This is a genomic window from Enterococcus sp. AZ179, assembly GCF_050498885.1.
Classification (GTDB): Bacteria; Bacillota; Bacilli; order Lactobacillales; family Enterococcaceae; genus Enterococcus_D; species Enterococcus_D entomosocium.
This window is the reverse complement of sequence record NZ_JBMHEO010000001.1, coordinates 2,253,036-2,265,911: the sequence shown is the minus strand read 5'-3', so window position 1 is coordinate 2,265,911 and position 12,876 is coordinate 2,253,036. Positions and strand designations below refer to the sequence as shown.

Genomic DNA, 12,876 nt, shown 5'->3' with positions numbered 1-12,876 from the left:
CTCTGTCACAAAATCATATCATAATTTTCTTCAGAAAACGAAGGAGTTTTTCTATTGAAGTGGTCAGAAGGTTTGGTGTGTGATAGTACTTGAACAAGCTTCAAATCATAATGAAAAGACTGCTGATAAATTTCCAAGATTAGTATGGGAAATTATCAGCAGTCTTCTACTTCGCCAGTATTCTATTCCATTTCATAAGAAAGCTTTTTCTGATTTCTTATTTTCGTTTCTGTCTTAAGCGTCTTAAGAAAAATGCTAGCAGGGATGATACCGCCATAGTCACTCCAGCGTATAATATGAAGGGTTCCTCTTTCTCTCCTGTTTTTGGAAGACTTTTTTCACTCGTGACTGTTCTTGTTGTTTCTGATACGTTAGTCGTTATTTTCATATCAGTAGACGGTGTGTTATCATCTGTTTTTGTCTGATCACTTGGCGTGTTGCTCGACTCTTTTGATGAGTCTGTTGGATTGGCTTCGTCTGTTGCATTTTTTATATACGTCACAGTCAGCTCCGTATCTTCATCTTCTGCAGTCATTCCTGTTTGTTCTTTGACTGTCGTCAGGTCTGCCGTGTAGCCCTCAATTTGCTTGCTTTTCACCTCATCAAATGTCGTGTCACCATTTGTGGCTGTCCAGTCAGTATATGCGACTTCACCAGTCAGCAGATTGGTTGTTTCCGTGCGTGTATAGGTTAAGGTTTCCGTATAACTTTCTGCCGCTTGGCTACCATCTTCATAAACATAATGTATCGTCCGCGAAACCTCTTTGCTTTCCTCTTTCGTTTCCGTATTTGCTTTGTAGATCACAGTCAACTCGGTATCTTTTGCATCGGGTTGAATATTCGTAATTGCTTCGATTAACTCATTATCTGGTGTGCAATATTCAATCATTGGGCTGGAAATTTCAGCAAAAGTCGTGTCGTTGTCTTTTGCCTTCCATTCGCCATAGGTCACTACACCAGTTGCCAAATTCTTTGCTATCACCCGGGTGAACGTGACTTTATCGGTATGATCGTCCGCCGCTTTGCTACCATCTTCATAGACGTAATGAATCGTTTGCTTGACTTCCTCAGTTTCTGTTGCGGTTTCCATTTTTGGCACATACGTAACGGTGACTTCGATGTCTTGATTATCAACCGCTACTCCTGTAACTGCTTCGATCGTTTCCTTATCGACGGTATAGTTCTTAATCTCAGGACTCTTCACTTCGTCAAATGTCGTATCGTTTTCTTTGGCTTGCCATTCTCCATAGATCTTGTCACCAGTTGCTTCATTCGTTGTCACTGTGCGTGTAAAGGTCACCGTGTCTACTTTGTCTGGGGCTGCTTCTTTGCCGTCTTCATACACATAATGAACCGTTTGTTTGACCTCTTTGGTTTCTGTTGACTCAGTCATATTTGGTGAGTAAGTAACAGTCACTTCACGATCTTTGTCCTTTGCTGTCAAACCTGTGACTTTCTCAATGCTTGTTTTGTCTGCATGATAGTTCTTGATCTCAGGACTCTTCACTTCATCAAATGTTGTATCATCACCTTTGGCTTGCCATTCTCCATAGGTCTTGTCACCAGTTGCTTCGTTGGCGGTGACCGTCCGCGTGAACGTGACCGTGTCTACTTTATCTGGCGCGGCTTCTTTGCCGTCTTCATACATATAATGGATCGTTTGTTTGACCTCTTTGGTCTCCGTAGATTCGATCATATTTGGCGAATAAGTGACAGTCACTTCGCGATCTTCTGATTCTGCAGTCAGACCTGTGACTTTATCAACCGTTTTTTGGTCCGCATTGTATTTGTCAATTTCTGGACTTAACACTTCATCAAACATCGTATCATCATCTTGGGCTTGCCATTCGCCATAGGTCTTGTTGCCAGTTGCTTCGTTCGTGGTGACCGTTCGAGTGAACGTAACCGTGTCTACTTTGTCTGGGGCGGCTTCTTTGCCGTCTTCATATACAAAATGGATCATTCGTTTGACTTCTTTGGTTTCTGTTGACTCGGTCATATTTGGTGAGTAAGTAACAGTCACTTCACGATCCTTGTCTTCTGCTGTCAAACCTGTGACTTCCTCGATGCTTGTTTTGTCTGCGTGATAGTTCTTGATCTCAGGACTCTTCACTTCGTCAAATTTCGTGTCATCATCTTTCGCTTGCCATTCGCCAAAAGTTTTGTCACCTGTTGCTTCATTTATTGTGACAGTTCGTGTAAAAGTAACAGTGTCCGTTTTGTCTGGCGCGGCTTCTTTGCCATCTCCATACACATAATGGATCGTTTGGTTGACTTCTTTGGTCTCCGTAGATTCGATCATGTTTGGCGAATAAGTGACAGTCACTTCGCGATCTTCTGATTCTGCAGTCAACTCAGTGACTTTCTCAACCATTTTTTGGTCTGCATTGTACTTGTCTATTTCTGGACTTAACACTTCATCAAACATCGTGTCATCATCTTGGGCTTGCCATTCGCCATAGGTATTTTTCCCTGTTGCTTCATTCGTTGTCACTGTGCGTGTAAAGGTGACCGTGTCGACACTGTCTGGCGCGGCTTCTTTACCATCTTCATACACATAATGGATCATTCGCTTGACTTCTTTGGTCTCCGTAGATTCGATCATATTTGGCGAATAAGTGACGGTTATTTCGAAATCTTCTGATTCTGCCGTCAAGTCTGTGACTTTATCAACCATTTTTTGGTCTGCATTGTACTTGTCTATTTCTGGACTTAACACTTCATCAAACATCGTGTCATCATCTTGGGCTTGCCATTCGCCATAGGTATTTTTCCCTGTTGCTTCATTCGTTGTCACTGTGCGTGTAAAGGTCACCGTATCGACACTGTCTGGCGCGGCTTCTTTACCATCTTCATACACATAATGGATCATTCGCTTGACTTCTTTGGTCTCCGTAGATTCAACCATCTTTGGCGAGTAAATGACAAATTCTTCAATATCTTCTGAATCGGCCTTTACATCGATAACTTCATCGATAAACTCCCTATCTGCATAGTAGTTGACTATCTCTGGACTTTTGACTAAATCAAATATCGTATCATCATCTCTTGCTTGCCATTCACCAAACGTTTCTTCGCCAGTGGCTAGATTCGTCCTTACTTCTCGAGTAAATTCAACTGTGTCTACTTTATCTGGAGCAGCTTCTGTACCGTCTTCATGCAAATAGTGAATGACTCGTGCGACAATTTTTCTTTCCTCATTACTTTCTATTTTAGGACTATAGATATACGTGACCGTTTGCGGAACATTGCTAAAGACAATTTTTTCCTCTCCTTGAACTTCCTTCAATGTATAGTTAGGGATCTCCTCAGGGACAACTTCAATTGAATCGCCAATATTTCCGCCAGTCAATACATTAGGTGGCAATAATTCATTACCCTCTTCATCTAGGTAATTGACTGTGACTGGTGCTCCTTCAATAAACCGAGGCTGCCATACATAGGTGTCAGCCATCGTCGTGCCATCGTAAATCAGCACTAGCTCCTCTGATTTTAATATATGTTCACCGTATGGCGCATCTATGGTACCTGTCCCTACATTTTGCCAGTAGCCGGTATAATAACTTGAATTCCATCCGTACATCCCACTTGGGTCAACCAAGTTCACCGGATAGGAATTGCCTGGCCAATTGTTCCACCCAACAAAACTGAATTTTGGTCCTAATGTTAATTCTCTTAGATAGCGTACATTTGCTAAAAACTGGTTCATCCCAGCACCTAAAGAATTTATAACACCGGTGCTATCAAAATTCGATAAATCTAATGTAGATCCGCTATAGCCATAAAACATACTATTCATCGTGGTGGCTTGACTCGTATCAAGATAAGTCAGCCCAACAATCTCATTCAATTGAGAGGGTACAGTGCCATAGTGGGAGTAGCTCTCGAACAAACCTGCCACATCGGCTGGCAGAATGACGGGCGCAGTGAGAATAACTTTTTTTATGACCATATTTTTAAGTTCTTCCGTTAAAGGAATCACTTGGTCCACCGCCGTTGTCAATGTACCTGCTCCTACAGTCAAAACCCCTTCAATATCTAATGTGGCTGGAGCGGTTCCCCAGTTACCTGACCAAAGGATATTTTCTGCTTCCGCTACTTTTGTTTTCGACTCCTCATCAGATGTTGTACTGCTCTCAGCGGCTTCTGGCTCACTGGAGGATTCTGTCATTTGCTCTGTGGATGGTTCCACTTGATCTTCACTTGCTTGTGATGACTCCGATGCCCCATGTTCCCCTGTACTTTCTACTACTTGTGTTTCTGAATCGACGGTTTCTTCACCTGTAGCTTGTTCGACTATTCCTTCTTGTTGTTCAGATATGAATTCATTTGTACTTCGTGTTACTTCTTCTGTCGTTGAAGTGCTGATCGTTTCAGCTACTGCCGGAACACTGACAATTGCTTGCGTGATCAATGGGCTGCCTAATATAAAAACAGAAGAACTGATCAGAATACGTGATAAAAGTTCTTTCTTCGCTGGTTTTTTCATTGCTTTTCCCTCTTTCAAATTAAGTAAATAAGATCAGCTACACTCTCTCCAATTAAAAAAAGCTGCCCATTGACAACTACTTCTTACATCTATGTAATACGTTCGCTGACTCATTCCTTATGACTGCATTATTGCATGGTTTTCAGGGACGAACACGACAATAATTGTCATGAATATGACAAAATAAGTCCTATTTTATAAAACGAAAATAAAGAATATGAATGATTGTGTCTCTGAAAGTGTGAACAAATTAAAGAAATATAGTTTAACTTACTTCCTAGAACTGGTTCACACTATGTTTACAAAGCGTTCGGAGTCCTCGTAAAAAACTTTGGGTGTAACCGATCAATCCAATTAACTCGAAGGAAATAATAGCTATATAGAGATACAAAAAAAGAGACTGGATATTCAGCCCCTTTTGTTTATCATTCTTATTCATAGAAACAGCCAAGACGCTCTTGATCTTCTCCCTTTATCCTACGGCTAACAAGCAAAAACATCGAAGCCCATTTTTGATTTCTACGAACTTACTTTCCCTGATCTTCCTTAAAAGCAATAGCATCGATTTGAAAAAGAATGCCTACCTCTCCAGAATGAGCGAAAGCTGTCTGAATTGATTTTCTAACCGGAAATTTCCCATGGAAGGTTTCTTTTAAGAGCTTCTCCATCACTGGAATATCAAACACATCTTTAAAAAGTACATCCATTTGAACCACATTTGCAAATGTCAAATCGACTAATTTCAAACGTTCTTCTAAATGATTCAATGCCCCTACAATCTGTTGCTCTATTGGCTGCCCGATGTTCCCCACGCAATAGCCCACGAAAACAAAATTTCCCGCTTCAATCACACCTGAAAGTGCCCAGTCCTCATTGATATCGTATCGCTTCATTCGTTTTGTTTCCCCTTTCTATTTATTTTCATAATAAAAACCATGTCTATTAATTGACTTGGTCATATTATTGCTTTTTTTGTCTTTGAGCGTCAAACCGTACATTCCAACTGATAAATTCCTACTCCACCGAAAAATGCAAGGAATGAGGGGTTGGGGCGATCAATGTCAGCCCGCACCTTTCTTTAAAGTAAGTCTTGCTGTCTTCTTTTGCCACTTGCAAGATTTCCGCTTCAGTAAAAGGCACAACACTGTCACTGCCTCGAAGCTCACTACACTCTAAAATAATCAAAATCTCTGCTTCAAGGGTATTGATTTTCGCAAGCTGTTCGAAAAAATTTTTTTGATTGATTTCTTGAATCGCCATGCGAATTTCTAAACAGTTTCTATGGATTTTTTCTTTGATTTTTCCATACTCATCTTTACTGAAAAGCCGTTCAGATTCCTCAATATAAAAGTTCAAATATTCTTGCAATGTGTGGATTTTAAATGGTTCCTCCATCTCCAGCACCTCCTGTATTTTAATGGTTGATTCTTATGTAAAATGATTTATTCCAGTTTTGTATGTCTGTATTATCACACGGTTTTTAGCTGGAAACGCGTCAATATGTGACTGATTAAATACAAAATACGTCCTGTTATATAAATACTGATTCTAGTTAGTACAGTTCATTTACATAATCACCTTTATCTCCGAACATACTTCGCAAGCTATAGAAGGTGTGACACTGTTGTTCAGCAAATTTCTATCCTCTGGCTATAAAGAAAAACAGGCAGTCCTCTCAGATTTGAGAATACTGCCTGTTTGCTGAATCTTGGGTAAATCAATCATTTTCATTGTATTTTTTATTGGAGGTATTCTGAAATGTTTCCACCGCTTCAATTAGTTCCAGCCACCGGTCACCGGTTGGAAAGCTATTCCACTTAAAAAATTGGACGTTTGGATTTTGGTCCAAAAAGGCTTGCCGATCAACTGGATAATCGGTCACCACAAAATCTGGTTTTTCTGAAACGAAAGCGAGGGTATAGCCAAACCAGCGTTTCAATCGTTCTTTTTGTCTGATTTCTTGAATTTTTCCAAATTTTGATTCATGAAAGATGCGGACTGTCGTTCGATCGATTTTTGCTACAATTGAAAGAAGCATGCTGTATTGAAAAAGCAGTCGATTATTGGAAGCATACATGGTAGTAAAAATTGGGGATTGTTGGGCTAACGATTGGTACATCTCCTGCACGAGTGGAAAAATTTTGGGAAAGACTCTGCGATAATCTTTATCCGTTGTCGTTTTTCCAAAAGCATCAATTTTATTTTTCGACGCAAAGAGGAGTGACACAGAATGAATGTTCAAGGCATTAACGAAAAGATACTCGATCTCCCCTTCAGGGACGAGAAAGATCTTCTGAGCAGTTTTTGCAAACAGTCTTGCTGTTGCAATTGATCCTTCCGAGAAGTGATCAACAACTCTTAGTTGGCTAGGAATCTCTTCAGGCAAATACGTCGTCATCACAGAAAACATATAATATAAGAAGAGAAACTCTGTTTCTGGAACGTCACTTAGAATCAAGTTAGCGTTTAGCAATGGTTTTATGAGCTCTTCTTTGAATTGCTCGTAGGAAATCGTGTGATGGACCATTTTCTTCATCTCTTGAGGAATCTCTTTTACCGGAAAACCTCTTTTAAAACGATAAAGACTTAGTGCAAGCAGTTGGATAAATTTTTCCTGATCGATACCGCGATAAAAACTAGGATAACTTGTCAACTTCTCCTTCAATGCACGAACACTTTGCTTCGACAATCCAATATAACGCACATTCGTCGCATCATAGATCTGCCAATACATGATATGGAAAAAATGACGAATTCGGTATTCTTCCGCTACAAATAACGGTTTCTTTTTTAAATTCAATTTGATTTGATAATTCTCAAGAATCGTTTCTACTTCCTTGAGCTTTCTTTGAACCGTGCGATTACTGACATAATGTTGTTGGGCGGTTTCTTCCAAAGACACGTATTTATCACTAAAGAGTCTGTCTAAAATTTGAAAGGGCATACTTTCTGCTAACATAACCGAATAGAATTTTGACAACAAAAAATTAGGCGCAAAATCAAGGGCTAGCTCCCTTCCTTCTCGCATGTCGATTTCAAAAAAAGGGTATGATTTTTGTAAGTCTCTTGCACGCTCAAAAACTAAAACGATTCTTCTTTTTGATAAATGCACATGATCCGCAAGGTCACTCAATAGTTCACGATCAATGGCATGTTCAAAAAAATACGCAAATAGCTCATAGACATCTTGATCCAATTTAGTTAAAAGAAATTTATACATAGTAATACCTCTTAACTTTAGTTTTACAGTAATTATACTCTTTTAAACGTGCATTTTCATTTCCTAGGTGTTGATTCATTCGTTTCTCTCAATGAAACATTCTTGCTAAATAATTCTGTTATTCGAGATTGTCTTGGAACGTTAGTCTGATAAAGAATCAGAGTCTCAAATGATCAGAAATTCTTTGAGCTACTGGGAATAGTCAGATAAAATCCATTCAAAGATTAAGGAGACGAGGAAACCGTCCAATCCATCCTACAAAAAAGGAGTGGATCGCCCCACTCCATAAAAGGTTAACTTTTTAAACCAATCGTCCATTCTGGACATATTTTACTCTTTATAGAGAAGCTTTAATTCTCAGTTTTTCTTTTTCTTCGCCAAATTGCTAAGAAAGAAAATAGAACAATGATCGTTCCCAAAAAGCCCATGATTCGTTGACCTGTTAGTTGCTCTCCTGTGGCAGGTAATTTACTTTTCCCGTTGGTTTGTGTGTTGGTTTGTGTGTTCATTTGATTGTCTTTGTTTCCTGATTTATCCTCTTTTTCTTCTTCAGGGGTTTTGTTTTCTGATTCAGGCGTATCTGCTCCTGAATCATCCTCTGGTTTATTCTCTTTTTCAGCACCGTACACATAGATGACTTCTTGTGCGGTAGTACTGAACATCCCTTTGGCATTGCTTGGTATTTGAGAAACCGTCCAGCCTGAAAGTTCTTTGGCTTCACTCTCATACGGCAAACCTACTTTGCCGTTCAGAATCGTTGGTTCGGCTAACTGATTGCCTTCTGTATCTTCGTATTTTACCGTCACTGGTGCAGCATCACTACGTTCATACACATAGACCACTTCTTGCGCGGTGTCGCTGAAGATGCCTTTGGCATTGTCGGGTGTTTGGGCTACATACCAACCAGAAATAGATTCTGACTTGCTCTCATACGGCAAACCTACTTTGCCACTTAAAATTGTCGGCTCGGTTAATTGATTCCCTTCTGTATCTTCGTATTTTACCGTCACTGGTGCAGCATCACTACGTTCATACACATAGACCACTTCTTGCGCGGTGTCACTGAAGATGCCTTTGGCATTCGCTGGCGTTTGAGTCACCGTCCAGCCTGAAAGTTCTTTGGTTTCACTCTCGTATGGCAAACCTACTTTGCCGTTCAGAATCGTTGATTCTGCTAACTGATTGCCTTCTGTATCTTCGTATCTTATCGTCACTGGTGCAGCATCACTACGTTCATACACATAGACCACTTCTTGCGCGGTGTCGCCGAAGATGCCTTTGGCATTGTCGGGTGTTTGAGCTACATACCAACCAGGAATAGATTCTGACTTGCTCTCATACGGCAAACCTACTTTGCCGTTCAGAATCGTTGGTTCGGCTAACTGATTGCCTTCTGTATCTTCGTATCTTACTGTCACGGGTGCAGCATCACTGCGTTTGTATACATAAACGACTTCTTGCGGGGTATCACTGAAAGTACCTGTTTTATCCCCTTGGATTTCTTTCAATGTATAGCCAGCAATCGGCTCTTCTTGTGTCGTATACGGTTCACCAACAACCCCTGATAAAGTGACGTCTGGTAACAATGTCTTTTTACTTTCATCAACATACTTGACGGTCACATCTTCTGCAGTATTCACATACTTCACAGGTAGTTGATAATTCACTAAATATTGAATGGTACCTGTACTAGCAACTCTTTCTGTGGACAAACGATTAGGAACAAGAGAAGTGATTGACAAATAATCAACATTGGCGGGAATATGTTTAAATTGAATCCCTTCTTCAGTCAATTCGAACCCATCATTTTCATATAAGGGAAAGATATAGCCATTTTTATCTACCCCCCGAATCGAATAAGAATACTTTTTGTTGGACAAAGAAGAGAGCAACGCATTTCCTTGGGTATCAACCATCATATGGTCTTTATAAAGAACATCAGATTGGCCGTCTTTTACTAACATTGACTCTAATAGTATTTTCTCCTGAGTCATAATAGATAGTTGGGAATTTTGATGGTGTTCTGCAGATAGCTCTAACTTAGAAAAATCCGTCATGCTACTTGCATAGACCGTCAGATAATCTGTAACCCATCCACTAAGATATTGACCAACCCCAATTAATTCTTGGGCTGTCAAATAGGCATCATAATTTCCTATGTGGATATTTGAAAAAGATCCTTTTGGAAAAATTTGTGCTAGTACATTAGGACGGGTAAACAATGTTGCATTGTCCGCCATAGTGATTTTGGGAACATTCGCAGCAATAATAGACGTCGTATATAACGCTTGTAAGTTGCTAGCGTATTCTAAGCCAGTAAAATCGACTACTGTGTCTTTGACTAAAGAAGAAAAATCTAGCTGTTTTAGATTCGCCATATCTTCTTGAGTGATTGTATCAACTGTTTTGTTTAGCCCTTTCGCTACCTCATTTTGCAAATTCTTATCCGGCATCCAAGCGTCCAATGGAACGCTGCGATCAGAGAATGCCTCTTTCATTTCTGCTGACGATTCGGTTGCCAAGCTAGCTGTGTCTTCACTTGAATCAGGTAGTTTTTTTTCTGTCCTTTCCGTCGAGCCATTTTTCTCATCATCATTAAACACTTCTTGCGATTCTGAGTTACTTGTGGTGTCCCCGTTGAATTCTTCTATACGAGAAGAAGCGACTGTTTCAGTAGTCTCCTCCACTTTTTCTAATGTTCCTAGTGTCGTTATTTCCTTGTTTGATGGAATGGTTTCCTGTTCCTCAGCCATAACTTGTGCCAAAGGTGCCAACACAGGCTGACTTAACAAGATCGCCAATGACAAATAGCCCCAAAATTTCCTTTTCATAACATTCTCCTTTTATATTCGTTTAAATACGATACGCTTTCCTATCTTTCACCTATCTACAAACTTCGCCTTCTGATGATGGTGATGACTTGTTAATTACAACTTTTAGACACAGGATGCTCCTGTTCATTTTGATAGTATTGCATGGTTCATCATTCTGAACACGTCAACATTTGTATCAGAAATGACCAAACTTGTCAGGTTTCAACGAACAGGTTATTCAAACAAACAGATCGTTCACTTAACCTGCTTCTTCATGCTCCAAGCTTGGACTCGGTCAGCGCTACAATCACTTATTTAAATTGTTATTTTTACACACATAAAAAGAGACACATAACATGCATCTCTTTAGGCGCCCCATTGTAAGTTCAGTCTATTATTGATTTTTTACTAGTTATCCCGATACTCGATCGTCAATCCTTTTAAAAAGTTGCGGGCATATTTGTCTAAGCATGGCTTGTAATTGCGATGGCCTTCTTTGCGTAAAATGGCGCCCAGTTCACCTTTTGAAACCTTAACTCCCGCTTGCTCGAAAATGTTCAGCATTTCATCCGTTGTTAGGGAAAGGGCGATTTTTATTTTCTTCAGCATCAAATTATTCACATTGCCATTGTTCAACTCTAAGACAGGTTCTGCAGCATCTGACTTTGTTCCTCGTTGCGAGCGAATCAAACCATTTAAGAAACGCTCAAAGGCTTCATTGGTACACTCAATCTCGTAGGTCTCAGGGTCTTTTTTCTTCAATAATTGTCTTACTTCTTCTTTCGTGAAAGAAGCGCCGCCAAGTTCAAAAATTTTCACCATGTCAGTATCTTTGATATCCAAAGCATAGCGTAAACGCGTCAAGCGATCATTGTGATTCATTCTATACACCATCCATTTCTTAGGTTGATTATAACAAATAAACCTAGACGAGTAATCCCGTTTTCGCTTTTTTACTCTAAGAACCCATTGTTTTCGTTCAAATGTATATCGCTTCTCTCATTCTACTTCCTCCGCTATACTTGATTTAGGGAGTAAATTTATTCTAACAAAACAATAAACAAAAAAAAGCATCTATTACGATGATGTTTTGGATTGCTTTATTGTTTTTATTTTGTATACAAAAAGGAGAGGAAAGAAATGAAGAAGTATGGGAAATTTTTGGTAATGATTGGGGTATCGACGGTGATTATGTTTTGTATGATGTATTTCAATGTCTATGCCCTCGATCATATTTTTTTCAGCCAAACCCGCCTGTTTATGGCACTTATGATGGGCGCGATGATGGCGATCATCATGCTATTGTTTATGTGGAAGATGTATGACAACAAGAAAATGAATATCGGCATTCTAGTTGTCAGTGTTGCACTCTTTTTTAGTTCACTTTTTATGGTCAGAAGCCAAACTGCCGTGGGAGATACAGCCTGGATGAAAGCCATGATTCCCCATCATTCGATTGCGATTCTAACCAGTAAAAATGCCGATTTGTCTGATCCAAGAGTAAAAGAACTTGCAGAAAAAATCATCGACGCACAGGAAAAAGAAATCAAAGAAATGAAAGAATTGATCGAAGAGTTAGAAAACAAATAGCAATTTTATGTGCTCACTTAAAGAACCAGCAGATCAACTTTTTCCTCACGGATGAGAAGCCCTTCAAGCAATAGCTGAAGGGCTTCTTTTTTATCGTCAGCTACTTTCTTTCTACTGAAAAATCCTGACCGTTATTGCATCCGCTCTTGTTTGACTTTCTTATCCACAACATGACGCTTGGCAAGCTCTTGGCGAATAGCCGCTAAATCAATCCCCATTTCTGCCATTAAAACCAATGTATGATACGCCAAATCAGCAATCTCATAAACGGTTTCTTGACGGTCTTCCTTCATCGCCCCAATTACGACCTCGGTTGCTTCCTCGCCGATTTTTTTTAAGATTTTTTCACTGCCTTTTTCAAACAAGTAGCTGGTATAGCTTCCTTCTTGTGGCGTATCTTTACGACCTTTTATCAGCTCATACAACGCATCGATGGTTGGAGAGGATTTTGTACCATAAAGCACTTCTGTAAAGCAGCTTTCCGTGCCTGTATGGCAAGCAGGTCCGTCTTTTTTTACTTTGGCGACTAAGGCATCTTGATCGCAATCTGCTGTCAATGACACTAAATGCTGGTAATTGCCGCTGGTTTCTCCTTTGCGCCACAATTCTTGACGACTGCGGGAATAAAAGGTCATCAATCGGTCCTTCAAGGTCAAGGTCAAACTTTCTTGGTTCATATAAGCCAAAGTCAAGACTTCATTCGTTTCCACATCCTGCACGATCACTGGAACCAATCCTTGTTCATCAAATCGTACTTGCACCAT

8 protein-coding genes are annotated in these 12,876 nt (G+C 39.9%); 1 reads left to right on the top strand and 7 read right to left on the bottom strand.

The window, feature by feature from the left end:
* Positions 1-217 precede the first annotated feature (217 nt).
* The 6 genes from IGI88_RS10760 to IGI88_RS10735 all read right to left on the bottom strand — a co-directional run bounded on the left by IGI88_RS10760 (position 218) and on the right by IGI88_RS10735 (position 11,404).
* Entirely contained in the window at positions 218-4,489 is a 4,272-nt protein-coding gene (locus IGI88_RS10760) for a mucin-binding protein (RefSeq protein ID WP_429960464.1), read from the bottom strand.
* Between the two features lie 527 nt (positions 4,490-5,016).
* The gene (locus IGI88_RS10755; RefSeq protein ID WP_008377153.1) at positions 5,017-5,382 is read right to left on the bottom strand and encodes a RidA family protein; all 366 of its coding nucleotides are present in this window, start codon (positions 5,380-5,382) and stop codon (positions 5,017-5,019) included.
* A 121-nt stretch (positions 5,383-5,503) separates the two neighbouring features.
* On the bottom strand, positions 5,504-5,884 hold the full coding sequence (locus tag IGI88_RS10750; protein WP_008377151.1) for a DUF7006 family protein: 381 nt from the start codon (positions 5,882-5,884) through the stop codon (positions 5,504-5,506).
* Positions 5,885-6,206: 322 nt separating this feature from the next.
* Entirely contained in the window at positions 6,207-7,709 is a 1,503-nt protein-coding gene (locus tag IGI88_RS10745; RefSeq protein WP_008377149.1) for a helix-turn-helix domain-containing protein, read from the bottom strand.
* Positions 7,710-8,059: 350 nt separating this feature from the next.
* Positions 8,060-10,540 (bottom strand): MucBP domain-containing protein, encoded by a 2,481-nt coding sequence (locus IGI88_RS10740; RefSeq protein ID WP_061053831.1) that lies wholly within the window; start codon positions 10,538-10,540, stop codon positions 8,060-8,062.
* A 390-nt stretch (positions 10,541-10,930) separates the two neighbouring features.
* Positions 10,931-11,404 (bottom strand): DUF1456 family protein, encoded by a 474-nt coding sequence (locus IGI88_RS10735; RefSeq protein WP_008377143.1) that lies wholly within the window; start codon positions 11,402-11,404, stop codon positions 10,931-10,933.
* Between the two features lie 258 nt (positions 11,405-11,662).
* Between IGI88_RS10735 and IGI88_RS10730 the strand changes: the two genes are divergently transcribed.
* Positions 11,663-12,112 carry a DUF305 domain-containing protein gene (locus IGI88_RS10730; RefSeq protein WP_005237438.1) on the top strand — a complete coding sequence of 150 codons (450 nt, stop codon included), beginning with the start codon at positions 11,663-11,665 and terminating at the stop codon, positions 12,110-12,112.
* Positions 12,113-12,243: 131 nt separating this feature from the next.
* Here the strand turns inward: IGI88_RS10730 and hisIE are convergent, their stop codons facing one another.
* On the bottom strand, positions 12,244-12,876 hold the full coding sequence (gene hisIE / locus IGI88_RS10725; protein WP_008377139.1) for a bifunctional phosphoribosyl-AMP cyclohydrolase/phosphoribosyl-ATP diphosphatase HisIE: 633 nt from the start codon (positions 12,874-12,876) through the stop codon (positions 12,244-12,246).

Excerpts from the sequence above, each read along its gene's own strand:
- IGI88_RS10760 (WP_429960464.1), bottom strand. The coding sequence starts at position 4,489 with ATGAAAAAACCAGCGAAGAAAGAACTTTTATCACGTATTCTGATCAGT.
- IGI88_RS10755 (WP_008377153.1), bottom strand. The coding sequence starts at position 5,382 with ATGAAGCGATACGATATCAATGAGGACTGGGCACTTTCAGGTGTGATT.
- IGI88_RS10750 (WP_008377151.1), bottom strand. The coding sequence starts at position 5,884 with ATGGAGGAACCATTTAAAATCCACACATTGCAAGAATATTTGAACTTT.
- IGI88_RS10745 (WP_008377149.1), bottom strand. The coding sequence starts at position 7,709 with ATGTATAAATTTCTTTTAACTAAATTGGATCAAGATGTCTATGAGCTA.
- IGI88_RS10740 (WP_061053831.1), bottom strand. The coding sequence starts at position 10,540 with ATGAAAAGGAAATTTTGGGGCTATTTGTCATTGGCGATCTTGTTAAGT.
- IGI88_RS10735 (WP_008377143.1), bottom strand. The coding sequence starts at position 11,404 with ATGAATCACAATGATCGCTTGACGCGTTTACGCTATGCTTTGGATATC.
- IGI88_RS10730 (WP_005237438.1), top strand. The coding sequence starts at position 11,663 with ATGAAGAAGTATGGGAAATTTTTGGTAATGATTGGGGTATCGACGGTG.
- hisIE (WP_008377139.1), bottom strand. The coding sequence starts at position 12,876 with ATGGTGCAAGTACGATTTGATGAACAAGGATTGGTTCCAGTGATCGTG.